General features: G+C 37.0%; 30 protein-coding genes and 1 other annotated feature. All 30 genes read right to left on the bottom strand.

Translation table 11 applies throughout. From position 1 onward, the window contains the following. Nucleotides 1–12: 12 nt before the first annotated feature. Nucleotides 13–198 carry a 50S ribosomal protein L30 gene (gene rpmD, locus CS063_RS06395; RefSeq protein ID WP_099448863.1) on the bottom strand — a complete coding sequence of 62 codons (186 nt, stop codon included), beginning with the start codon at nucleotides 196–198 and terminating at the stop codon, nucleotides 13–15. Between the two features lie 16 nt (nucleotides 199–214). Beyond that, nucleotides 215–727, bottom strand: a complete 513-nt coding sequence (gene rpsE / locus CS063_RS06400; RefSeq protein WP_099448864.1) for a 30S ribosomal protein S5 — start codon at nucleotides 725–727, stop codon at nucleotides 215–217. A 17-nt stretch (nucleotides 728–744) separates the two neighbouring features. Beyond that, on the bottom strand, nucleotides 745–1113 hold the full coding sequence (gene rplR, locus CS063_RS06405) for a 50S ribosomal protein L18 (RefSeq protein WP_099448865.1): 369 nt from the start codon (nucleotides 1111–1113) through the stop codon (nucleotides 745–747). Between the two features lie 21 nt (nucleotides 1114–1134). Beyond that, complete coding sequence (gene rplF / locus CS063_RS06410; protein ID WP_099448866.1) at nucleotides 1135–1674, bottom strand: 50S ribosomal protein L6; 540 nt, start codon at nucleotides 1672–1674, stop codon at nucleotides 1135–1137. Nucleotides 1675–1703: 29 nt separating this feature from the next. Beyond that, nucleotides 1704–2105, bottom strand: coding sequence for a 30S ribosomal protein S8 (gene rpsH / locus CS063_RS06415; RefSeq protein WP_099448867.1), 402 nt, complete (start codon nucleotides 2103–2105; stop codon nucleotides 1704–1706). A 21-nt stretch (nucleotides 2106–2126) separates the two neighbouring features. Further along, nucleotides 2127–2312 carry a type Z 30S ribosomal protein S14 gene (locus CS063_RS06420; RefSeq protein WP_099448868.1) on the bottom strand — a complete coding sequence of 62 codons (186 nt, stop codon included), beginning with the start codon at nucleotides 2310–2312 and terminating at the stop codon, nucleotides 2127–2129. A 14-nt stretch (nucleotides 2313–2326) separates the two neighbouring features. Continuing rightward, nucleotides 2327–2866 carry a 50S ribosomal protein L5 gene (gene rplE, locus CS063_RS06425; protein ID WP_099448869.1) on the bottom strand — a complete coding sequence of 180 codons (540 nt, stop codon included), beginning with the start codon at nucleotides 2864–2866 and terminating at the stop codon, nucleotides 2327–2329. A gap of 24 nt (nucleotides 2867–2890) precedes the next feature. Continuing rightward, complete coding sequence (gene rplX, locus CS063_RS06430; RefSeq protein WP_330400987.1) at nucleotides 2891–3202, bottom strand: 50S ribosomal protein L24; 312 nt, start codon at nucleotides 3200–3202, stop codon at nucleotides 2891–2893. A 13-nt stretch (nucleotides 3203–3215) separates the two neighbouring features. Further along, nucleotides 3216–3584, bottom strand: coding sequence for a 50S ribosomal protein L14 (rplN, locus tag CS063_RS06435; RefSeq protein ID WP_099448871.1), 369 nt, complete (start codon nucleotides 3582–3584; stop codon nucleotides 3216–3218). Nucleotides 3585–3615: 31 nt separating this feature from the next. Further along, nucleotides 3616–3873 (bottom strand): 30S ribosomal protein S17, encoded by a 258-nt coding sequence (gene rpsQ, locus CS063_RS06440; protein WP_013658497.1) that lies wholly within the window; start codon nucleotides 3871–3873, stop codon nucleotides 3616–3618. Between the two features lie 18 nt (nucleotides 3874–3891). Next, nucleotides 3892–4101, bottom strand: coding sequence for a 50S ribosomal protein L29 (rpmC, locus tag CS063_RS06445; protein ID WP_408640886.1), 210 nt, complete (start codon nucleotides 4099–4101; stop codon nucleotides 3892–3894). Next, entirely contained in the window at nucleotides 4085–4525 is a 441-nt protein-coding gene (rplP, locus tag CS063_RS06450; RefSeq protein WP_099448873.1) for a 50S ribosomal protein L16, read from the bottom strand. Before rplP ends, rpmC begins: the two co-directional genes overlap by 17 nt. Continuing rightward, nucleotides 4525–5184, bottom strand: a complete 660-nt coding sequence (gene rpsC / locus CS063_RS06455; protein ID WP_099448874.1) for a 30S ribosomal protein S3 — start codon at nucleotides 5182–5184, stop codon at nucleotides 4525–4527. Before rpsC ends, rplP begins: the two co-directional genes overlap by 1 nt. 12 nt (nucleotides 5185–5196) lie before the next feature. After that, complete coding sequence (gene rplV / locus CS063_RS06460) at nucleotides 5197–5583, bottom strand: 50S ribosomal protein L22 (protein ID WP_099448875.1); 387 nt, start codon at nucleotides 5581–5583, stop codon at nucleotides 5197–5199. A gap of 30 nt (nucleotides 5584–5613) precedes the next feature. Next, nucleotides 5614–5898 (bottom strand): 30S ribosomal protein S19, encoded by a 285-nt coding sequence (gene rpsS / locus CS063_RS06465; protein ID WP_099448876.1) that lies wholly within the window; start codon nucleotides 5896–5898, stop codon nucleotides 5614–5616. Nucleotides 5899–5929: 31 nt separating this feature from the next. After that, nucleotides 5930–6760: a 50S ribosomal protein L2 gene (gene rplB / locus CS063_RS06470; RefSeq protein WP_099448877.1), complete on the bottom strand. Its 831-nt coding sequence runs from the start codon at nucleotides 6758–6760 to the stop codon at nucleotides 5930–5932. Nucleotides 6761–6825: 65 nt separating this feature from the next. Further along, the gene (gene rplW, locus CS063_RS06475) at nucleotides 6826–7125 is read right to left on the bottom strand and encodes a 50S ribosomal protein L23 (protein ID WP_099448878.1); all 300 of its coding nucleotides are present in this window, start codon (nucleotides 7123–7125) and stop codon (nucleotides 6826–6828) included. Continuing rightward, nucleotides 7125–7748 carry a 50S ribosomal protein L4 gene (gene rplD, locus CS063_RS06480; RefSeq protein ID WP_099448879.1) on the bottom strand — a complete coding sequence of 208 codons (624 nt, stop codon included), beginning with the start codon at nucleotides 7746–7748 and terminating at the stop codon, nucleotides 7125–7127. Before rplD ends, rplW begins: the two co-directional genes overlap by 1 nt. Nucleotides 7749–7774: 26 nt before the next feature. Continuing rightward, nucleotides 7775–8404, bottom strand: a complete 630-nt coding sequence (rplC, locus tag CS063_RS06485) for a 50S ribosomal protein L3 (RefSeq protein ID WP_099448880.1) — start codon at nucleotides 8402–8404, stop codon at nucleotides 7775–7777. Between the two features lie 85 nt (nucleotides 8405–8489). Next, nucleotides 8490–8798 carry a 30S ribosomal protein S10 gene (rpsJ, locus tag CS063_RS06490; protein WP_099448881.1) on the bottom strand — a complete coding sequence of 103 codons (309 nt, stop codon included), beginning with the start codon at nucleotides 8796–8798 and terminating at the stop codon, nucleotides 8490–8492. Nucleotides 8799–9260: 462 nt separating this feature from the next. Next, nucleotides 9261–10454: an elongation factor Tu gene (gene tuf, locus CS063_RS06495; protein ID WP_099448882.1), complete on the bottom strand. Its 1194-nt coding sequence runs from the start codon at nucleotides 10452–10454 to the stop codon at nucleotides 9261–9263. A gap of 114 nt (nucleotides 10455–10568) precedes the next feature. Then, a complete protein-coding gene (gene fusA, locus CS063_RS06500) occupies nucleotides 10569–12656 on the bottom strand; it encodes an elongation factor G (protein WP_099448883.1) in 2088 nt (695 codons plus the stop codon). 27 nt (nucleotides 12657–12683) lie between these two features. Continuing rightward, on the bottom strand, nucleotides 12684–13154 hold the full coding sequence (gene rpsG / locus CS063_RS06505; protein WP_099448884.1) for a 30S ribosomal protein S7: 471 nt from the start codon (nucleotides 13152–13154) through the stop codon (nucleotides 12684–12686). Nucleotides 13155–13299: 145 nt separating this feature from the next. After that, nucleotides 13300–13734, bottom strand: coding sequence for a 30S ribosomal protein S12 (gene rpsL / locus CS063_RS06510; protein WP_099448885.1), 435 nt, complete (start codon nucleotides 13732–13734; stop codon nucleotides 13300–13302). A 15-nt stretch (nucleotides 13735–13749) separates the two neighbouring features. After that, nucleotides 13750–13989: a ribosomal L7Ae/L30e/S12e/Gadd45 family protein gene (locus CS063_RS06515; protein WP_308415443.1), complete on the bottom strand. Its 240-nt coding sequence runs from the start codon at nucleotides 13987–13989 to the stop codon at nucleotides 13750–13752. A gap of 234 nt (nucleotides 13990–14223) precedes the next feature. Then, nucleotides 14224–17754, bottom strand: a complete 3531-nt coding sequence (gene rpoC / locus CS063_RS06520) for a DNA-directed RNA polymerase subunit beta' (protein ID WP_099448887.1) — start codon at nucleotides 17752–17754, stop codon at nucleotides 14224–14226. A 21-nt stretch (nucleotides 17755–17775) separates the two neighbouring features. After that, entirely contained in the window at nucleotides 17776–21684 is a 3909-nt protein-coding gene (gene rpoB, locus CS063_RS06525) for a DNA-directed RNA polymerase subunit beta (RefSeq protein ID WP_099448888.1), read from the bottom strand. Nucleotides 21685–22109: 425 nt separating this feature from the next. Beyond that, the gene (gene rplL, locus CS063_RS06530; RefSeq protein WP_099448889.1) at nucleotides 22110–22481 is read right to left on the bottom strand and encodes a 50S ribosomal protein L7/L12; all 372 of its coding nucleotides are present in this window, start codon (nucleotides 22479–22481) and stop codon (nucleotides 22110–22112) included. Nucleotides 22482–22520: 39 nt separating this feature from the next. Next, on the bottom strand, nucleotides 22521–23009 hold the full coding sequence (gene rplJ, locus CS063_RS06535) for a 50S ribosomal protein L10 (protein WP_099448890.1): 489 nt from the start codon (nucleotides 23007–23009) through the stop codon (nucleotides 22521–22523). 18 nt (nucleotides 23010–23027) lie between these two features. Continuing rightward, nucleotides 23028–23166: a sequence feature (ribosomal protein L10 leader region), on the bottom strand. Nucleotides 23167–23269: 103 nt separating this feature from the next. After that, nucleotides 23270–24043 carry a glucose-1-phosphate cytidylyltransferase gene (rfbF, locus tag CS063_RS06540; RefSeq protein WP_099448891.1) on the bottom strand — a complete coding sequence of 258 codons (774 nt, stop codon included), beginning with the start codon at nucleotides 24041–24043 and terminating at the stop codon, nucleotides 23270–23272. Nucleotides 24044–24059 lie beyond the last annotated feature (16 nt).

Below are 24059 nucleotides of genomic sequence, written 5' to 3' on the forward strand. Positions count from 1 at the left end.
CTAGTATTTCTATTACTCGTTAATCTCTTCAACTTTAACTAAGTGTTTTATTTGATCAACCATTCCACGAATTGCAGCGTTATCTTCGTGAATGTTTGAGCTATTAATTTTTCCTAAACCGAGAGCTTGTACAGTTTTCTTATGCTTTGGAATTGCCCCGATTGTGGATCTTACTAAAGTTACTTTTATTTTAGCCACTTGAACATTCCTCCTCTTATCCTAAAAGCTCTTCTACTGTTTTGCCGCGAAGTTTAGCAACTTCTGCTGGTGTTTTTAATGTTCTAAGTCCTTCAATTGTTGCATGAACGACATTTTTCTTGTTATTTGAACCTAAAGATTTAGTTCTGATATTACGGATACCTGCAAGTTCAAGGACAGCACGAGCTGGGCCACCTGCGATAACTCCTGTACCTTCTTTAGCTGGTTTAAGAAGTACTCTAGCACTTCCAAATTCACCAGTATATTCATGATAAATACTATCTGCATCATTTCTTTGGATGTAGATAAGATTTTTCTTAGCATCGTCGATAGCTTTTTGAATAGCATTTGGGATTTCCATTGCTTTTCCTAAGCCTACACCAACATGACCATTTCCGTCTCCAACTACTACTAAAGCAGAGAAACGGAATGTACGACCACCTTTAACAACTTTTGTTACACGTTTAATTGTAACAACTTTTTCTTGAAGATCCAATGCTGTAGGATCGATTCTTAATTGATTAGCCACCGTCTTTCCCTCCTTTATTAGAATTGTAATCCAGCCTCACGGGCTGCATCTGCTAATGCTTTAACTCTACCATGATATAAGAATCCACCACGGTCAAATACTACTTCTTCAATTCCTTTAGCTTTTGCTTTTTCAGCAATTGCTGTTCCAACTGCCTCTGCAGCTGCTACATTAGATGTGCCTTCAAGTTTAGAAGCGATTGCTTTTTCAACTGTTGAAGCTGCTACTAATGTATTACCTGTTTGATCATCTATAATTTGTGCATAAATGTGTTTTTCACTTCTAAATACAGAAAGTCTTGGTCTAGCAGCTGTGCCAGCAAGATTTTTACGCATTCTGTTGTGTTTTTTTACACGGATAGCACTACGTGATTGTTTGCTTACCATTTGTTAGTTCACCCCTTTGCTTTATTTTTTACCTGTTTTACCTTCTTTACGTCTGATTACTTCATCAACGTATTTAATCCCTTTACCTTTGTAAGGTTCTGGTGGACGTTTGAATCTGATTTCAGCCGCAAGTTGGCCAACTTCTTCTTTATTAATTCCAGAAACAGTAATTTTATTACCTTCTACTGTAGTTGTAAGACCTTCTGGATCTTCCATTTCTACTGGGTGAGAGTATCCTAATGAAAGAACTAATTTTTTACCTTGTTTTTGTGCTCTATATCCAACACCATTGATTTCTAACACTTTTGTGAAACCGTTAGTAACACCTTCAACCATGTTTGCAATAAGTGTTCTTGTTAAACCATGAAGAGATCTATTTCTTTTAAGATCGTTTGGTCTAGTAACTATGATTTCGTTACCTTCTTGTGCAATATTCATTGCTAAGTCAAATGTTCTCGTAAGTGTTCCTTTTGGTCCTTTAACTGTTACTACATTGCCTTCAGCAATTGTAACTGTTACGCCTGCAGGAACCTGAACTGGTAATTTACCAATACGTGACATTCTCGCACCTCCTTATATTTTTTTGTCTACTACCAAATAAATGCGATAACTTCTCCGCCTACGTTTTGTTTTCTAGCTTCTTTGTCAGTGATTACACCTTTATTTGTAGAAATAATCGCTGTTCCAAGTCCGCCTAATACTTTAGGTAAGTTTTCTGTATCTGCGTATACACGAAGACCTGGTTTAGAAATTTTCTTAATACCAGAGATAACTTTTTCATTCTTATCTTTACCATATTTTAAAGTAATACGAATATTTGCTTTCACACCGTCTCCGATTACTTCGAAACTTTTAATGTAACCCTCGTTTAAAAGGATTTCTGCAATTGCTTTTTTCATTTTAGATGCAGGGAACTCTACAACATCATGTTTTGCAATATTTGCATTTCTGATTCTTGTAAGCATATCTGCAATAGGATCGCTCATTGTCATTTTTAGTTGCCTCCTTCCTTCTTACCAGCTTGCTTTTTTAACGCCTGGGATTTGACCTTTATAGGCTAATTCTCTGAAACAAATACGACAGATACCGAATTTTCTAATGTACGCATGTGGACGTCCACAGATACGGCATCTTGTGTATTCTTGAGTTGAAAATTTAGCAGGTCTTTGTTGCTTAACTTTCATAGATGTTTTTGCCATTCTATTTACCCTCCTTATTTTTGAAAAGGCATTCCGAATTGTGTTAACAGCTCACGTGCTTCTTCATCCGTTTCTGCTGTTGTTACAATAATAACGTCCATACCACGAACTTTATCGATTTTATCATACTCGATTTCTGGGAAAATAAGTTGCTCCTTGATACCTAAAGCATAGTTACCACGACCATCAAATGCTGCAGAGCTTACTCCACGGAAGTCACGTACACGTGGAAGCGCTAAGTTTACTAAACGATCAAGAAACTCATACATTTTTTCTCCACGAAGAGTTACTTTACATCCGATAGGCATACCTTCACGAAGTTTGAATGCCGCTACAGATTTTTTTGCTTTTGTAATGATAGGTTTTTGGCCAGAGATAATTTCCATATCTGATGTAGCTGCTTCTAATGCTTTTGCATTATCTTTCGCTTCACCAACGCCCATGTTAATTACAATTTTATGAATTTTAGGTACTTCTAATTGATTTTTATAATTGAACTTTTGAGTCATAGCGCTCACAATTTCATTTCTATAAATGTCCTTTAATCTTGCCATAGCTTATATTTCCTCCTTCCTAGCTTAGTCGATTACAAAACGTTCTTTGTTTACAATCGCTACGCGAACTTTTTTTCCATCGTTTATTTGAACACCTAAGCGTGCTGGTTTACCATTATGAACATACATCACGTTAGAAATGTGAACGGGTGCTTCTCTTTCGATTAAACCACCTTGATTACCTGCATTTGCTTTTTGATGTTTTGTAACTTTATTACAACCTTCTACAACCACACGGCCATCTTTACGGTTGATAAAAGTAATGTTACCTTCTTTGCCCTTATCTTTACCGGCAATAATAACTACTCTATCACCTTTTTTAAGTTTAGTTTTCACTATTCACACCTCCTTATAAAACTTCTGGAGCAAGTGATAAGATTTTTGTGTATTTCTTTTCTCTTAACTCTCTTGCTACTGGTCCAAAAATACGTGTTCCTCTTGGGTTTTTGTCTTCTTTAATAATAACAGCTGCATTTTCGTCAAATTTGATATAAGAACCATCTTGTCTTCTTACACCTTTAACTGTACGAACTACTACTGCTTTCACTACATCACCTTTTTTAACAACGCCGCCTGGTGTTGCATCTTTTACTGTAGCTACAATAACATCACCGATGTTAGCATATCTTCTTGTAGAACCGCCAAGTACACGGATGCAAAGAAGTTCTTTGGCTCCTGTATTATCAGCTACTCTTAATCTACTTTCTTGTTGGATCATGAGAAGTGCCCTCCTTTCAAGATTACTAATACTATTTTGCTTTTTCTACAATTTCAACAAGTCTAAAACGTTTTGATTTAGATAGTGGTCTTGTTTCCATCACTTTAACTCTATCACCGATCTGGCACTCATTGTTTTCATCATGAGCATGTAATTTATAAGTTCTTTTTACGATTTTACCGTAAAGAGGATGCTTTACATTGTTTACTACTGCAACAGTAATAGTTTTATCCATTTTGTTGCTCACTACATTACCAATTAATGTTTTACGTAAATTTCTTTCTGACACGACTTGACCTCCTCTCTATTACACGGTTGCTTTTTGTGTAATAATCGTTTGAATACGTGCGATATTCTTTCTTACTTCTTTGATTCTTGCTGTATTATCTAATTGATTGGTAGCGTTTTGGAATCTTAAGTTAAAAAGTTCTTTTTTCGCATTCACCAATTCAACATTTAATTCTTCAGCTGATTTTGTTCTTATTTCTTCTAAGAATGCTCTACTCTTCACTACCATCACCTGCCATTTCTTGTTCAGCACGAGATACTATCTTACACTTCATAGGTAATTTGTGAACTGCAAGTCTTAATGCTTCTCTAGCTGTTTCTTCTGCTACACCTGATAATTCAAACATAACTCTACCTGGTTTTACTACTGCTACCCAATATTCTGGAGAACCTTTACCAGAACCCATACGTGTTTCAGCTGGTTTAGCTGTAACTGGTTTATCTGGGAAGATTTTAATCCATACTTTACCACCACGTTTAATGTAACGAGTCATAGCAATACGGGCTGCTTCGATTTGATTTGACTTAATCCAAGCTGGCTCCATTGCAACGATACCGTAATCACCGTAAGTGATTTTATTTCCACGGGTAGCTTTACCTGTCATACGTCCACGGAACTGTTTGCGACGTTTTACTCTTTTAGGCATTAACATTAGTTATCGCTCCCTTCCTTTTTCGCTTTTACTGGAAGTACTTCTCCTTTGTAGATCCATACTTTCACACCGATTTTACCATAAGTTGTATCTGCTTCTGCAAAACCGTATTCAATGTCTGCTCTTAATGTTTGAAGTGGAATATTACCATCTGAATAATGTTCTGTACGAGCCATTTCAGCTCCACCTAAACGACCTGAACAAGATACTTTGATACCTTTTGCGCCAGATTTAAATGCTTTACCCATTGCTTGTTTCATAGCACGACGGAAAGAAACACGGTTCTCTAATTGAAGTGCAATGTTTTCTGCTACTAATTGTGCACAAGCTTCTGGTCTTTTAACTTCCACAATGTTGATAGAAACCTTATTTGGTGTAAGTTTTTCAACTTGTTTACGAAGTTCATCGATAGATGCTCCACCTTTACCAATTACAATACCTGGTTTAGAGGTATAAACGTGGATTCTAATACGCTTAGACATTCTTTCGATTCCAATTTTATCTATTCCTGCAGCATAAAGCTTTTTCTTGATAAATGTTCTTATCTTATTGTCTTCTACAAGGTAGTTACCAAATTCTTTTTTGTCTGCATACCATTTAGCATCCCAGTCCTTGATAATACCTACTCTTAATCCATGAGGATTTACCTTTTGACCCATTAGTTAACCTCCTTATCTTTCATTTAATACCACTGTAATGTGGCTAGTTTGTTTCTGAATTTGATATGCACGACCTTGAGCACGTGGACGAATTCTCTTAAGTGTTGGTCCTTTTGTTGAAAAAGCTTCGTCAACATATAGCTTAGATACATCCATTCCCATATTGTGCTCAGCATTAGCAATCGCTGATTTTAATACTTTTTCTATTACACGTGCACCCCATCTTGGTGTATATGCAAGTATTGCAAGTGCAGTATTTACATCTTTACCTTTAATTTGGTCAAGCACGATATTTGCTTTAGTACTTGATAAACGTACAAATGTTACTCTTGCTTTTGGTCTTGAGTCTTTTTGAGCGTTTCTCTCTTTTTTAATCTGGCTTCTATGTCCTTTTGCCATTTTTAAAGACCTCCTTCCGTAAATAATTAATTAGCGAACTCTTGATTTTTTCTCTGCATCTTTACCATGTCCACGGTAAGTTCTTGTAAGTGCAAATTCACCTAATTTGTGTCCTACCATATCTTCTGTAACATATACAGGTACATGTTTTCTACCGTCGTGTACAGCGATAGTATGTCCTACCATGCTTGGGAAGATTGTTGAACGACGTGACCATGATTTAATTACATTTTTCTCACCAGCAGCGTTCATTGCGTCGATTTTCTTTAATAAATGACTATCTGCAAATGGTCCTTTTTTGATGGAACGAGCCATTAATGATGCCTCCTTTCAAAGTGCCACATAATTATTTATTACGTGGACGTACAATGTATTTATTAGAATGTTTGTTTTTCTTTCTTGTTTTGTATCCAAGAGCTGGTTTACCCCATGGAGTACATGGATTTGGACGTCCAATTGGTGATCTACCTTCACCACCACCGTGAGGGTGATCATTAGGGTTCATTACAGAACCACGAACGGTTGGGCGAATACCCATGTGACGTTTACGTCCTGCTTTACCAATATTAATAAGCTCGTGATCGATATTACCAACTTGACCGATTGTTGCACGGCAGTTAATTGGTAAAAGTCTCATTTCGCCAGATGGTAATTTAACTGTAGCATGTTTACCTTCTTTAGCCATAAGTTGAGCAGACATACCTGCTGAACGTACTAATTGTCCACCTTTACCTGGTTTCATTTCGATGTTGTGAATCGTTGCACCTACTGGCATATCTTTCATTTCAAGACAGTTACCAACACGTATTTCTGCTGTTTCACCACTCATTACTGTATCGCCAGCTTTAAGTCCTAATGGAGCTAAAATGTAGCGTTTTTCACCATCTGCATAAGCAAGTAGTGCGATGTTCGCTGTTCTGTTTGGATCGTACTCGATACCTACAACTTTTGCTGGAACACCATCTTTGTTACGTTTGAAATCGATGACTCTGTATTTGATTGTTGCACCGCCACCACGATGACGAACTGTAATTTTACCTTGATTGTTTCTACCTGAGTTTTTCTTTAAAGTAACAATTAAAGATTTTTCAGGAGTAACTTTAGTGATTTCTTCAAATGTAGAAGAAGTCATATGTCTTCTTGAAGGGGTATATGGTCTATATTTTTTGATACCCATCTCATTTCACTCCTTTCAATCATTTCATTTACACTTAGCCGTGTGTTTCATCTTGCTCTATTAAACTACATTCCTTGGAAAAAGTCAATGTCTTTGCTTTCTTGGGTAAGTTTAACAATTGCCTTTTTGTAGTCATTGGTTTTTCCAACTGTTTTTCCACGACGTTTTGTTTTACCATCGAAGTTAGCTGTATTTACCTTTTCTACTTTTGTTCCTTCGAACATTTTTTCTACTGCATCTTTAATTTGTCCTTTAGTTGCAGTTTTGTGTACTTGGAATGTGTATTTCTTTTCTGCCATTTGGTTCATACTTTTTTCAGTAATCACTGGCTTTAAAATGACATCATAAAATTTTAAATCTGCCATTATGCGTACACCTCCTCAATTTTGCTTAATGCTTCTTTAGTTACAACGAATGTATCATATTTTAAAATATCATATACATTGATGTTGTTTACTGCTGATGTTTTAATGCCTTGGATGTTGCGAGCTGATAACATAACATTTCTGCTTGCTTCACCTTCTGTAACAATTAATGCTTTGTTTAATTTAAGAGCAGCTAATACATTAGCCATTGCTTTTGTTTTAATTTCAGCAAGCTCTAACGAATCTAAAACGATCATTTTGCTAGCATTTACTCTGCTTGTTAAAGCTGATTTTAATGCAAGTTGTTTTTCTTTTCTGTTTAATTTTACAGAGTAGTCACGAGGTTTTGGTGCAAATGCAACTCCACCACCTGTCCATTGTACAGAACGAATAGAACCTTGTCTTGCTCTACCTGTACCTTTTTGTCTCCATGGTTTTCTACCACCACCACGTACTTCTGCACGTGTTTTAGCACTTTGTGTACCTTGACGTCTATTTGCAAGATGTGCCACAACTGCTGCGTGAACTAAATGTTCTTTTACATCTACTGCAAAGATTGAATCGTTTAATTCTACTTCGCCTACTTGTTGTCCATTTATATTATAAACAGCTATATTTGCCATTCTTTTTTCCTCCTTTCTGACCTTCATTAAGCTTTAACGCTATCTTTGATTGCAATGATAGTACCTTTTGGTCCTGGCACTGCACCTTTTAATAGGATTAAGTTTTTGTCTACATCAATACGAGCAACTTCAAGGTTTTGAACAGTAATTTGGTTGCATCCCATATGTGATGGAAGACCTTTACCCTTCATAACACGTCCTGGACTTGTTGCTGCACCCATAGAACCTGCTACACGGTGAGACTTAGAACCATGTCCCATTGGCCCACGACTTTGGCCATATTTTTTGATTGCACCTTGATATCCTTTACCTTTTGAAGTACCAGTAACATCTACTTTATCTCCAGCAGCAAATATATCCGCTTTGATTTCTGCACCTACTTCGTAGCTACTAATATCTTCTAAACGGAATTCTTTTAAGTGTTTCTTTGGTGCTACGCCAGCTTTTTTAAAGTGACCTAATTCTGGTTTAATCATGCGTTTTTCTTTTACTTCACCAAAACCGATTTGGATTGCTTCGTATCCATCGTTTTCGATTGTTTTCTTTTGAGAAACTACACATGGACCTGCTTCTAATACTGTAACAGGAATTAAGTTTGCATTTTCATCAAAAATTTGTGTCATACCAATTTTTTTAGCTAATATTGCTTTTTTCATTTCCTTTACACCTCCTAATATCTACAGCGGATTACCATTTAGATAATCATCCTAGACGATTAATCAACCGCCCACTATGCGAAAATTATTTCGCGTCAACTTTGATATCTACGCCTGCTGGTAAATCGATACGCATAAGTGCATCGCCAGTTTTTGGTGTAGCTTCAACGTCGATTAATCTTTTGTGAGTTCTAAGTTCAAATTGCTCACGAGAATCTTTGTACTTGTGAACAGCACGAAGAATAGTTACCACTTCCTTTTTAGTTGGTAATGGTATTGGACCACTTACTTGTGCTCCTGTTTTCTTAGCAATTTCAACGATCTCAGCTGCTGTTTGATCAATTAATTTGTGATCATAAGCTTTTAAAGTAATACGGATTTTTTGACTTGCCATAAAAAAAGTCCCCTCCTTTTCGTACTTTTTTGAAAGCAGTACGACCAGTGGTGACTGTACACTCGACCTTGCGTGCCACATACGCATATAGGCATAGCTTGGCTATCCTTCATGCATAGGGTACAAATTCTATAGTACAGTGACCTGGCGCCTGGTTTCTTGAACCGGACATTCGCTCCCTAGAAATTCATCTTACGATGGTAACCTTCTAGATCATAGTTCTCAATGTCACAACAATATTGAGTATACACTATGGTTTCTCCTTTTACAAGGTTTTTTTTTATTTTTTACGTAATTTTTTAAGGGATTTTTATCCATTTATTTTTACTTCTATTTATTTGTTTCTATAATATAGTGAGATCTCTTTTATATCTTCCTACTTTATTAATACCCTTCTCTAAATTAATCACCACATTATAAAAGGAGTACACCTAGAAGGTGTACTCCCTATACTAAAAAATATTATTCAATAATACTTGCTACAGCACCAGAACCTACTGTACGACCACCTTCACGGATAGCGAAACGAAGACCTTGGCTCATAGCGATTGGGTGGATAAGTTCAATAGTCATTTGAACGTTATCACCAGGCATACACATTTCTACACCTTCTGGTAACTCAATAACTCCAGTTACGTCAGTTGTACGGAAGTAGAATTGTGGTCTATAGTGAGAGAAGAATGGTTTATGACGGCCACCTTCATCTTTTTTAAGAACGTATACTTGTGCTTCAAATTTTGTATGAGGTGTGATTGAACCTGGTTTACAAAGAACTTGTCCTCTTTCGATTTCTGTTCTTTGAATACCACGAAGAAGTGCACCGATGTTATCACCAGCTTCAGCTTGGTCAAGAAGTTTACGGAACATTTCTACTCCAGTACAAACTACTTTACGAGTTTCTTCATGGATACCTACTAATTCAACTTCATCTTGAACTTTAAGAACACCTGATTCTACTCTACCAGTTGCAACTGTACCACGACCTGTGATAGAGAATACGTCTTCTACTGGCATTAAGAATGGTTTATCTACAGCACGTTCTGGAGTTGGGATATATTCGTCAATGATTTCAAATAACTCAACAATTTTATCTCCCCATGGTCCCATTGGATCATTAAGAGCTTGAAGAGCTGAACCACGGATGATTGGTGTATCATCGCCTGGGAAATCATAAGAGCTTAATAAGTCTCTAATTTCCATTTCAACTAATTCTAATAACTCTTCGTCATCAACCATATCACATTTGTTTAAGAAAACAACGATGTATGGAACACCTACTTGACGAGAAAGAAGGATGTGCTCACGAGTTTGAGCCATTGGACCATCTGTAGCTGCACAAACAAGGATAGTACCATCCATTTGAGCTGCTCCTGTGATCATGTTTTTAACGTAGTCAGCATGCCCTGGGCAGTCAACGTGCGCATAGTGACGGTTTGGAGTTTCATATTCAACGTGAGATGTAGAAATTGTAATACCACGTTCTCTTTCTTCTGGTGCTTTATCAATATTGTCAAAATCTACAGCTTCACCAAGTTTATATCTTTCGTGAAGTGTTTTTGTAATTGCCGCTGTTAATGTAGTTTTACCGTGGTCAACGTGTCCGATTGTACCAATGTTAACATGTGGCTTGGTTCTTTCAAATTTAGATTTAGCCATTTGTCATTTCCTCCTTTAATATGAGCTGAGTATTTTTCCTCAGATAATTTGATTATATTCAATTTGTAGCTACTTTGCAAGTAGCTACAAATGATTTATTAGTTTAAAAGTATATTAGTTACCACGGCGATCCGCAACAACTTTTTCTTGAATATTTTTAGGACAAGCTTCATAATGATGGAACTCCATAGAGTAGTTACCACGACCTTGTGTTCTAGAACGAAGATCTGTGGCATATCCAAACATTTCAGCAAGTGGAACATATGCTCTAATCTCTTGTCCACCACCGATTGCTTCCATACCTTCCATACGACCACGACGAGAGTTGATACTTCCGATAACATCTCCCATGTAATCTTCTGGACAAGTTACAATAACTTTCATGATTGGCTCAAGAAGTACCCCACCTGCTTTTCTCATAGCATCTTTAAATGCCATAGAACCAGCAATTTTGAAGGCCATTTCTGAAGAGTCAACTTCATGGTAAGATCCATCGTAACAATCTGCTTTAACACCAAGTACCTTGAAGCCTGCAAGTGGTCCTGCATTCATTGCTTCTTGAATACCTTTATCAACAGCTGGGATATATTCTTTTGGTATAGAACCACCCACTACTGAGCTTACGAATTCATAAGTGTGTTCAGAGTTAGGGTCAAGTTGTGTAAAGCGTACTTTACAGTGACCGTATTGACCACTACCACCAGATTGTTTTACATACTTAGATTCAACATCTACAGCTTTAGCAATTGTTTCTTTGTATGCAACTTGTGGTGCACCTACGTTAGCTTCTACTTTGAATTCTCTCATTAAACGATCAACGATGATTTCAAGGTGTAGCTCACCCATACCAGCGATGATAGTTTGTCCAGTTTCTTCATCTGTCCAAGTTCTAAAGGTTGGATCTTCTTCTGCAAGTTTAGCAAGAGCAATACCCATTTTTTCTTGACCAACTTTGGTTTTAGGTTCAATAGCAACTTGAATAACTGGTTCTGGGAATTCCATTGATTCAAGGATTACTGGATGATCTTCATTACAAAGTGTATCACCCGTTGTTGTTATTTTAAGACCAACAGCTGCTGCGATGTCTCCTGAATAAACTGTAGTAATCTCTTGACGTGCATTGGCATGCATCTGTAAGATACGACCAAGACGCTCTTTTTTATTTTTAGTTGAGTTCAGTACATAAGACCCTGCATCAATTGTACCTGAATAAACACGGAAGAAAGCAAGCTTTCCTACGAATGGGTCAGTCATAATCTTGAAGGCAAGAGCTGCAAATGGTTCTTCATCAGATGAATGTTTATCCATTTCTTCTCCTGTTTCAGGATCTATACCTCTGATAGCTGGAATATCTGTTGGTGCTGGCATGAATTCTACAATGGCATCAAGAAGTTTTTGTACCCCTTTATTTTTGTAAGCTGAACCACAAAGAACTGGGATAATTTGTACATTAATAACTGCATTACGAAGAGCCTTACGAAGATCTTCTTCTGAAATCTCCTCCCCTTCAAGATATTGCATCATTAAGTCTTCATCTGTTTCACAGATTGCTTCAACCATTGCTGAACGATATTCTTCAGCTAGATCTTTCATATCTTCTGGTATTTCTTGTTCTTCAATTACTTTACCTAAATCATCTTTATAGATGAAGGCTTTCATTTTGAATAGGTCAATAACACCAACGAATAAATCTTCTGCACCGATTGGTAATTCGATAGGTATTGCATTAGCACCTAATCTTTCTCTCATCATGCCTACTGCTCTGAAGAAGTCAGCACCCATGATATCCATTTTATTTACAAACGCCATACGAGGTACTTTGTATTTGTCAGCTTGACGCCATACTGTTTCAGATTGTGGTTCAACACCACCTTTTGCGCAGAATACGCCTACTGCACTATCAAGTACACGTAGTGAACGTTCAACTTCTACAGTAAAGTCAACGTGTCCAGGAGTATCAATAACATTGATACGGTTATTTAACCAGAAACAAGTTGTTGCAGCAGATGTGATAGTGATACCACGTTCTTGCTCTTGCGCCATCCAGTCCATAGTAGCAGTACCTTCATGGCTCTCACCAAGCTTATGACTTCTACCTGTATAGAAAAGGATACGTTCTGTAAGAGTTGTTTTACCTGCGTCAATATGAGCCATGATACCAATATTTCTAGTACGCTCAAGTGGATATTCTCTTCCTGCCAAGGTATTTCCTCCTTTAAATTAAATAGCCTACCATCTGTAGTGAGCAAATGCTTTGTTTGCTTCTGCCATTTTGTGTGTATCTTCTTTTTTCTTAACTGCTCCACCTGTGTTATTAAGTGCATCTAATAACTCAGCCGCAAGAGCTTCTGTTGTTGTTTTTTCTCCACGTTTACGTGTATGAATGGTTAACCAACGAAGTCCTAATGTTTGACGTCTTTCTGGACGAACCTCCATAGGTACTTGGTAAGTCGCACCTCCTACACGGCGTGCTTTTACTTCTAACACTGGCATGATGTTTTCTAAAGCTTCTTGGAAAACTTCTAATGCATCTCTACCTGTCTTTTCTTTAATGATGTCAAACGCACCATAAACTATTTTTTGAGCTGTTCCTCTTTTACCATCTAACATAATGTTATTAATAAGTTTTGTAACTAACTTACTATTGTAAAGTGGATCGGCTAATACGTCTCTTTTTGCTACATGTCCTTTACGTGGCACGGTCTTCCCTCCTTAACTAAATATCATGAAATATCATCGGTACTCGTCCTCTTTTTAGAGAGGATCGTGCGTGCCCACTCATTTATTTAAATCTGATTTGTCAGCTTTATTTTCGTAAGTTGGGCACCAATTCATTTCTTAAAAATTATTTTTTGCCTTTTACAGCACCTTTTTTGCCTTTTTTAGCACCGTATTTAGAACGAGCTTGTTGTCTGTTAGCTACACCAGCTGTATCTAATGTACCACGAATGATGTGGTAACGTGTACCTGGTAAGTCTTTTACCCTACCACCACGGATTAATACAACACTGTGCTCTTGAAGGTTATGTCCTTCACCTGGAATATAAGCTGTTACTTCAATTCCGTTTGTAAGACGTACCCTTGCAATTTTACGAAGAGCAGAGTTTGGTTTTTTAGGTGTTGCTGTTTTTACTGCTGTACAAACACCTCTTTTTTGTGGCGCAGAGATATCTGTACTACGTTTTTGAAGAGAGTTAAACCCTTTTTGTAACGCTGGTGCAGTAGATTTTTTCTCGATTTCTTTTCTTCCTTTACGAACTAATTGGTTAAATGTTGGCATTCTGGCACCTCCTCCTTACTCAATAATTGCTGCAATTGCAGTTTTTACTTCTACGTTACATTTCTTGCCCAGCTCGCACATCGTGTTGATATACTCCACTGGTACATTGTTAGCTTTTGCAAGCTCCACCGCTTGACCTGTAACTTTGTCATCGGCATCTTTGGCAACAAATAGAACTTTAACGTTATTTTTTTCTAACTGTCTCAAAGTTTGCTTTGTACCAACTATCTTTTTTGTGTCTTCAAAATGGTACACTACAAATCCCCCTTTTGGTAGATTTTTATGCATACTATTACACACTGAGCCAGTTTATCACTTCAAGCTTAAATTGTCAAGGTTTTTTTACTTCACTACTTTTTAAACTTAGTGGCTTTATATCACTCTTTTAAAAGTTATCTTTAACTATTTAAGCTTCAAATAAATGTTATCCTTTTGATTTACAAGTAAAAAAGTAAGAGCCACCCTTAGGATGCTCCTACCTTTTCTAATTTATTCTTCATTTATTGTGATATCAAGCTTACGGTATTTATCCATACCTGTACCAGCTGGAATAAGTTTACCTATAATTACATTTTCTTTGAGACCAATAAGTGGGTCTGTTTTACCTTTAATTGCTGCTTCTGTGAGAACTTTAGTTGTTTCTTGGAAAGAAGCCGCTGATAAGAAGGACTCAGTTGCTAGTGAGGCTTTTGTGATACCCAGAAGAACATTTTTACCTACAGCAGGCTCTAAACCGGCCTCTATAGCTTTTTTATTTACCTCTTCATATTCTAAAATATCTATTGAGCTACCTGGTAATAAATCTGTATCGCCACTCTCTTCAATTTTAACTTTTTTAAGCATTTGGCGAACAATGACTTCAATGTGCTTATCATTTATATCAACCCCTTGAAGACGGTATACACGTTGTACCTCTTGAATCATATAGTGTTGTACCCCTGTAATACCTTTGATTTTTAAGATATCGTGTGGATTAACACTACCTTCTGTTAGTTCATCTCCAGCTTCAATATAATCACCATCATGAACTTTAATACGTGATCCGTAGGGGATAACATAAGATTTAGTTTGTCCATTTTCGTTATCCGTAATAGTTACTTCACGTTTTTTCTTAGTATCTGTAAGAGTCACAATACCTGGAATTTCTGAGATAATCGCAAGACCTTTTGGTTTACGTGCCTCAAAAAGCTCTTCCACACGAGGAAGACCTTGTGTGATATCATCCCCTGCAATACCTCCTGTATGGAAGGTACGCATAGTAAGCTGTGTACCTGGCTCTCCGATGGATTGAGCAGCAATGATACCTACTGATTCCCCTACCCTTACTTCATTACCAGATGCCATATTAGCACCGTAGCATCTTGCACATACGCCAATCTTAGATTTACAGGTAAGTGCATTACGGATTTTAACCTTTTGAATACCTAGTTTTTCAATAAGTTCTGCTGTATTGGGTACAATCATTTCATTGACATCTACAAGCATTTCACCTGTTTCTGGATGAATAACTGGTTCGGCTGCAAAACGTCCTGAAATACGTTCAAATAGTGGCTCAATAACTTCTGCACCATCCATATAAGCTTTTACCCACATACCAGGAATAGCTTCATGTGGTGCATGCTCATGGCAGTCTGTTTCTCTAACAATAACGTCTTGTGATACGTCAACAAGACGACGTGTAAGATAACCTGAATCGGCTGTACGAAGAGCTGTATCACTAAGTCCTTTACGTGCACCGTGAGCAGAGATAAAGTATTCAAGTACACCAAGACCTTCACGGAAGTTAGCCTTAATAGGAAGTTCGATTGTACGACCTGATGTCGAAGCCATCAGACCACGCATACCTGCTAATTGTTTAATCTGGTTTGTTGAACCACGGGCACCTGAGTTAGCCATCATATAAATATTGTTGTATTTTCCAAGGTTATCAAGAAGTGCCTTAGTAATCTTGTCATTAGCAACGTTCCAAGCCATAATTACTTTATTGTAACGCTCTTCATCTGTCATAAGCCCACGCCTAAATAGTTTAGTTACTTTATCTACTTCTGCTTGTGCTTCATCTAGGAATTCTTGTTTTTGTTTAGGAATAGCCATATCTGACACAGATACGGTAAGTGCACCACGTGTAGAAAATTTGAAGCCTAGGTCTTTAATATTATCAAGTAGGATAGCTGTTTCAGTTGCTCCATGGGTATTGATACATTTTTTGATAATTTGACCAAGTTGCTTTTTACCTACTAAAAAGTCTATCTCAAACTTAAGTTTGTTGTCTTCAACCGTTCTATCTACAAAACCTAAATCCTGAGGGATGATTTCATTAAAGATAATACGTCCCACTGTTGTTTGAGTAATACCTGTTATCTCTTCACCATTTACTATAACTGTACGACGTACGTTAATACGTGCATGTAAACTGATATTTTTGGTTTCATATGCTAAAATGGCTTCATTCGTATTACGGAAGTATTTACCTTCTCCCATTTCCCCTTCCTTATCCAAGGTAAGATAATAGGTACCAAGCACCATATCCTGTGAAGGAACCGTAACAGGTGCCCCATCAGAAAGTTTTAAGAGGTTGTTTGGTGCAAGAAGTAAGAAACGGCATTCTGCTTGTGCTTCTACTGAAAGAGGTACGTGAACAGCCATTTGGTCACCATCGAAGTCAGCGTTGTAAGCTGTACATACAAGTGGGTGTAGTTTAATTGCGCGACCTTCTACCAAGATGGGTTCAAAGGCCTGAATACCCAAACGGTGAAGTGTGGGGGCACGGTTAAGCATCACTGGATGCTCTCTAATAACCTCTTCTAATACATCCCATACTTGTGGTTGTAATCTTTCAATCATATGTTTAGCATTTTTGATATTGTGGGCAATACCATCAGATACTAATTTTTTCATAACAAATGGTTTAAAGAGTTCAATTGCCATTTCTTTTGGCAACCCACATTGATAAATCTTAAGACTTGGTCCTACTACGATAACTGAACGTCCTGAGTAATCAACACGTTTACCAAGTAAGTTTTGACGGAAACGTCCTGATTTACCTTTTAACATGTCTGATAAAGATTTAAGTGGCCTATTACCAGGGCCTGTTACAGGTTTGCCACGACGACCATTATCAATAAGGGCATCCACAGCTTCTTGTAGCATACGCTTTTCATTTCTTACAATAATATTAGGTGCACCTAAGTCAAGAAGTCTTTTTAAACGGTTATTACGGTTAATAACCCTTCTATAAAGATCATTTAAGTCAGAAGTTGCAAAACGTCCACCATCTAATTGAATCATTGGTCTAAGATCTGGTGGCAGAACTGGAATCACATCGAGTACCATCCACTCCGGTCTATTACCAGATAAACGGAAGGCTTCAATTACTTCAAGCCTCTTAATGACACGTACACGCTTTTGACCTGTTGTAGTCTTTAACATTTCTTTTAATTCCATGCTTTCTTTCTCCAAATCAATGTCAGAAAGCAAACGCTTTATAGCTTCAGCACCCATCTCCGCTACGAAGGAACCTGAACCGTATTTCTCTTCAGCTTCACGGTATTCTTTTTCGCCTAAAATCTCTTTGTATTCAAGACCTGTATCTTTTGGGTCAAGTACAATATAAGATGCAAAGTATAATATTTTTTCAAGCTTTCCTGGGGTAATATCTAATATTAACCCCATTCTGCTTGGAATTCCTTTAAAGTACCAGATGTGTGATACTGGAGCAGCAAGCTCAATATGTCCCATTCTCTCACGTCTAACTTTTGCTTTTGTAACCTCTACACCACAACGATCACAAATAACGCCTTTATATCTAATTCTCTTATATTTTCCACAATGACATTCCCAGTCTTTGCTTGGTCCAAAGATTTTTTCACAGAACAGTCCGTCACGTTCTGGTCTTTGTGTACGATAATTAATAGTTTCTGGTTTTTTTACTTCTCCTCGTGACCACTCGCGGATTTTATCAGGGGAAGCGAGTCCTATCTTTATACTCTCAAAAAAGATAGATTGATCCATGTTTGACATGCTATGCACTCCCTTCTATATTTATAAATCTAAATCGTCTACTACAACATCTTCTGAAAACAATATATCATCTTCAGGTTCAAAATCTAATTCGATAGGCTCCTCAAAGATATCTGGGTCTACTTCAGCATCTACGTCAACCTCAACCTCAACATCTATGTCACCTATATAATCATCAGCTACAGGCACATCCTCAAGACCTTCAATGTTAACGCTAATACCTTGACCATCATCTACAGTTTCTTTGATATCCACTTCATTTAAGTCACTTGTCAGAACTCTTACATCAAGAGCAAGTGATTGTAGCTCTTTAAGAAGTACCTTGAAGGATTCTGGAATACCTGGTTCAGGTATGTTTTCACCTTTAACGATCGATTCATAAGTTTTTACACGACCAACAACGTCGTCTGATTTAATAGTTAATATTTCTTGAAGTGTATAAGCAGCACCATAAGCCTCAAGTGCCCAAACCTCCATCTCTCCGAAACGTTGTCCACCGAATTGCGCCTTACCTCCAAGTGGTTGTTGCGTAATAGTCGCATAAGGTCCTGTTGAACGTGCATGCATTTTATCATCTACTAAGTGGTGTAGTTTAAGGTAATGCATATAGCCTACAGTAACAGGATTATCGAATTCTTCTCCTGTACGACCATCTCTTAATCGGATTTTACCTGTCCTATCAATAGGAACACCTTTCCACTCTGAACGATGCTCTCTATTTTCATCAAGATAATTTATAACACCCTCATTGACTTTTTCAGACCATTTTGCCGTAAAAGTATTGGTTAAATCTTCTTGTTGTCTTTCTTTAGCTTCTGTCTCATCCCAAGGTAAATTAACGTAGTCATTAGCCATCTCAAGTGTATCCATGATATCTTGCTCTGTTGCACCATTAAATACTGGCGTTTCAATTTTGAAACCAAGAGCCTTAGAAGCAAGACCTAAGTGAATTTCAAGTACCTGTCCAATATTCATACGTGAGGGTACCCCTAGTGGGTTAAGAACGATATCTAATGCTCTACCATTTGGAAGGAAAGGCATATCCTCTACTGGAAGTACTCTAGAGATAACCCCTTTGTTACCATGTCTTCCTGCCATTTTATCTCCTACAGAGATTTTTCTCTTTTGAGCGATATAGCAGCGCACCATACGATTAACACCTGGGTCTAATTCATCTCCGTTTTCGCGTGTAAAAATCTTTACATCTACGATAATACCTGCTTCACCATGAGGCACACGTAAAGAAGTATCTCTTACTTCACGTACTTTTTCTCCAAAGATAGCACGTAAAAGTCTTTCTTCTGCTGTAAGTTCCGTCTCACCCTTTGGTGTAACACGACCTACTAAAATATCTCCTGAACGCACTTCCGCACCAATACGAATGATCCCACGCTCATCTAAATCTTTAAGAGCATCTTCCCCTACATTAGGAATGTCTCTTGTGATTTCTTCTGGTCCTACTTTCGTATCACGTGCCTCAAGCTCATATTCTTCAATATGAATAGAGGTATAAACATCCTCTTCTACAAGTCTTTCGCTAAGAAGAACCGCATCCTCGTAGTTGTAACCTTCCCATGTCATAAAACCAATAAGCGGATTCTGTCCAAGAGCTAGTTCACCATTTTGAGTAGAAGGTCCATCTGCAAGTACGTCTCCTGCCTTAACCACATCACCCTTTGTTACAAGACAACGTTGATTAATACAAGTTCCTGCATTACTACGCTCAAATTTAGCTAATTTATAAGAATGCTTTTTGCCTTCATTATCTTTAATGATAATTTCTCTAGCAGATGCTTTTTCTACAACACCATCTTCTTTGGCAACTGCTAAAGCTCCAGAGTCCATACCAATCTTATATTCCATACCAGTCGCTACAATTGGGCTATTGGTTGAAATAAGTGGTACAGCTTGACGTTGCATGTTCGCACCCATAAGAGCACGGTTCGCATCATCATTCTCAAGGAAAGGAATAAGTGCCGTTGCTACAGAAACAAGTTGCTTTGTAGAAACATCCATTAAATCCACATCTTTATAATCAAATGCAAGGATTTCCTCACCACGACGACCTGTTACACGTTTATTAACGAAATAACCTTCTTCTGTAAGAGGTTCTGTTCCTTGACAAATTGTATATTTTTCTTCTTCATCAGCTGTAATATAGATATATTCATCTGTTACACGTGGCTCTGATCCTGTTTTATCAATAATACGGTAAGGTGCTTCGATAAAACCATACTCATTAATACGTGCAAAAGTAGCTAATGAGTTAATAAGACCGATGTTAGGACCTTCAGGTGTCTCGATAGGACACATACGTCCATAGTGAGAGTGGTGAATATCACGCACCTCAAAACCAGCTCTTTCTCTTGAAAGACCACCAGGTCCTAAAGCAGATAACCTTCTCTTATGAGTAAGCTCTGCTAATGGATTGTTTTGATCCATAAACTGTGAAAGTTGAGAGCTTCCAAAGAATTCTTTTATAGCAGACGATACTGGCCTAATGTTAATAAAAGCTTGAGGATTAATTGCCTCTTGGTCTTGGATGGTCATCCTTTCACGAACAACTCTTTCCATACGAGATAGCCCTATGCGGAATTGATTTTGGAAAAGCTCACCAATACCACGAATACGTCTATTCCCTAAGTGGTCAATATCATCTGTATAACCAATTTCATATTCAAGATGAATATTATAGTTAACAGATGCAAAAATATCATCTAAAGTAATGCTTTTAGGAATAAGTTCATTCTTTCTAGTACGTACTTCTCTCTTAATATCTTCAATATCTTGATACTGAGTTAAAATTTCTTCTAACACAGGGTAGTAAACAGTATCTCTAATTTCAAGTTCAGCTGGATTACAGTCAATAAAGCTAGAAATATCTACTGTTCTATTGGTAAGGATTTTGATAAGCCTGTCAGAGCCAGGTACTTCAACAAGAATAGCTTCTACTCCTGTATTTTGGATAGCATCTGCCGATTTAACGGTAATCCTCTCACCTTTACTAGCTACTACTTCACCTGTAAATGGATTAATGACGTTATCTGCTAAGATATATCCTGTTACGCGGTTACGAAGTGCTAGCTTCTTGTTAAATTTATAACGTCCTACTTTTGCAAGGTCGTATCTCTTTGGATCAAAAAACATATTACGAAGAAGTGTTTCAGCACTATCTACTGTGGGAGGTTCACCTGGACGAATACGTTTATACATCTCAAGGAGACCTTCTTCATAGGTTTTACTTGTATCCTTTTGAATGGTTTCAATAATTTTAGGCTCTTCGCCAAATTTCTCAATAATCTCAGCATCTGTTCCCAAACCTAAAGAACGCAATAATACAGTAATAGGTACTTTACGTGTACGGTCCACTCTTACATAAAAAATATCGTTAGAGTCTGTCTCATACTCAAGCCAAGCCCCACGATTAGGGATAACAGAGGATGAAAATAATTTTTTACCTGTTTTATCAAAGGCAACACCATAATAAATACCAGGAGAACGTACTAACTGACTAACGATAACACGTTCAGCACCATTAATAATGAAGGTACCTGTTTCTGTCATTATAGGGAAATCGCCCATAAAAACATCACTATCAACACTTGTGCCTGTTTCTTTGTTATGGAGACGTGCTCTTACTTTAAGCGGCGCTGAGTAAGTAGCATCTCTTTCCTTACATTCTTCAATAGTATACTTAGGTTTGCTATCTAAAAAGAAATCCACAAACTCCAAAATGAGGGTACCATTGAAATCAGTGATTGGAGAAATATCTTGAAAAACCTCTTTTAGACCTTCTGATAAAAACCATTCATAAGATGATTTTTGAATCTCAATAAGATTAGGAATTTCTAAAACTTCATCCTTTGTTTTAGCGTAGCTCATGCGAATTTGTTTACCCATGTTAACTGGGTGCATTGTAGATTTTTGCATGTGTTTCTCACCCCTTGCAAAATTTATAAATAATGCAGCAAGCTGCATCGTTTCAGAATAGAAAATCAAAAATATGACACATTCACTTCTTAGAAACTTGTCCATAAACAATTAACTAAAATCAGAATATGTATTGTAAATAGTTATTTCCTGTGCTATAATGATAAAAAATCAATGTGACTAATTAGCATATTAGCGCATTTTATAATGCTATCACAAAAAAAAGGTTAAGTCAACCTTTTTTCTTTTTTTATGCGTATTTTTTAGCATTTTGTATTTTCTATTTACTACCAAATTGAATTCAGTTTAACTATACCATTGCCCTTTTATGCTTTCAAGGGGTAAATGTATATGTATCACTTATTTTTACTTCTATATACAAAAGAGGAGATACCTAGGTATCTCCTCTTTATTATTTACATTTATTATTTTAATGTAACTTTAGCGCCAACTTCTTCTAATTTAGCTTTAATTGCTTCAGCATCTTCTTTAGATATGCCTTCTTTAAGAACTTTTGGAGCGCCATCTACAGCTTCTTTAGCTTCTTTTAAGCCAAGACCTGTGATTTCACGAACAACTTTGATAACTTTGATTTTTTCTGCGCCAGCTTCTGTAAGCTCAACATCAAATTCAGTTTTCTCTTCAGCTGCTGCTGCACCTGGAGCTGCTGCAACCATAACACCTGCTGCTGCTGATACACCAAATTCTTCTTCACATGCTGATACTAAATCGTTTAATTCTAAAATAGTTAATTCTTTAACTGCATCAATAATTTCTTGGATTGATAATTTTGCCATTATAAGCACCTCCGTAATTTTTTATTAAAATAGTTTTTATTATTCTGCTTTGTTTTCTGCAACTTGTTTGATAACACGTGCAAAACTTGCAATTGGAGACTTGAAGCTTCCAAGTAAACGACCAAGTAATTCTTCTCTTGGTGCAATGTTACCGATAGCCATCATGCCTTTTGCGTCATAGTAGTGACCTTCTACAACACCTGATTTAAATCCGAGTTTTTCATTAGCTTTTGCTGCTTTTGCAAGAATTCTTGGTCCTGCTGTTGCATCTTCATAAGAAATAGCAATAGCTGTTGGTCCTTCAAGATCTTTAGAAATCTCAGCGAATTCTGTGCCTTCAATAGCAAAGTTAACCATAGTGTTTTTGAATACTTTGTATTCTACACCAGCTTCACGAAGTTCTTTACGAAGCTTAGTATCTTGGTCTACTGTAAGACCACGGTAGTCTACTAATAAAACCGATGAAGCTCCGTTAAGTTTTTCTTTAATTTGGTTAACAACCACTTGTTTTTGTTCTACTTTTGCCATTGTTACACCTCCTTGTTTTACTCAATAAAAAAATCGTTTTGCTTATCTATCCGCAGGCAAAACGACACACTTCCGTCCTTATTATAAAGACCTCGGTAGGTTGCATTGCGTTAAGCCCTAAGGCACCTACTGTCTGCGGTACAGTATTCTTTTATTAACATGAATTAGTATAACACTATAAAATAAGCTTGTCAACTTTTAATATCATGTAAAAAATAGGTATTGAAAGTTTTAATGCTATTATCCTTAGTAACTTTAACCTACCATACTTTCCAAAAAGCTTTGTCTTTCTTCCACATATTAATTAATTGTCCTAAATCTCTTTCATTATCCATACAAGTCCATAATCCCTCGTGCTTATAAACAGCTATTTTATCCATTTCAGCAAGCCTTTCAAATGTTCCATATTCTAAATCGCAATTATCATCTTCAGTAAGATAATCTAAAAGCTCTCTTTCAAATACCATATAACCTCCATTAATAAGCCCTTGTGAAGTTTGTGATTTCTCTTCAAAACTCTTCAGAATACCACCTTCCTCTATTAGTTCCCCAAATCTAGCTGGAGGATGTACTCCTGAGATTGTAACTAATTTTCGTTTGTTTAAATGATAATTAATTAGTTCATCAATATTAATGTTAGCTAATCCATCTCCATAAGTAAGTAGATTTATTCCTTCATCTAAATATTTTTCTACTTTCTTAAGTCTAGCACCTTTTAAAGCATCTAATCCTGTATCAACTAAGGTTACCTTCCATTCCTGTTCATCATGCTGAGTATGAAACTCTACTGTCCCATCTCCACAATGAACAGTAAAATCATTCGTTCGCTCTTTGTAATGTAAAAAATAGTCTTTTATCAAATGTGATTTATAACCTAAGCAAATAACAAAGTCCTTAATACCGTAATGAGAATATATCTTCATGATATGCCATAATATAGGCTTACCACCTATTTCCACCATAGGCTTAGGAACAATGCTTGTAATTTCACCAAGTCGGCTTCCATAACCCCCTGCTAAAATAACTAGTTTCATATACTTTACCTACCTT

Source organism: Sporanaerobium hydrogeniformans, from assembly GCF_002735925.1.
Taxonomy (GTDB): Bacteria; Bacillota; Clostridia; order Lachnospirales; family Cellulosilyticaceae; genus Sporanaerobium; species Sporanaerobium hydrogeniformans.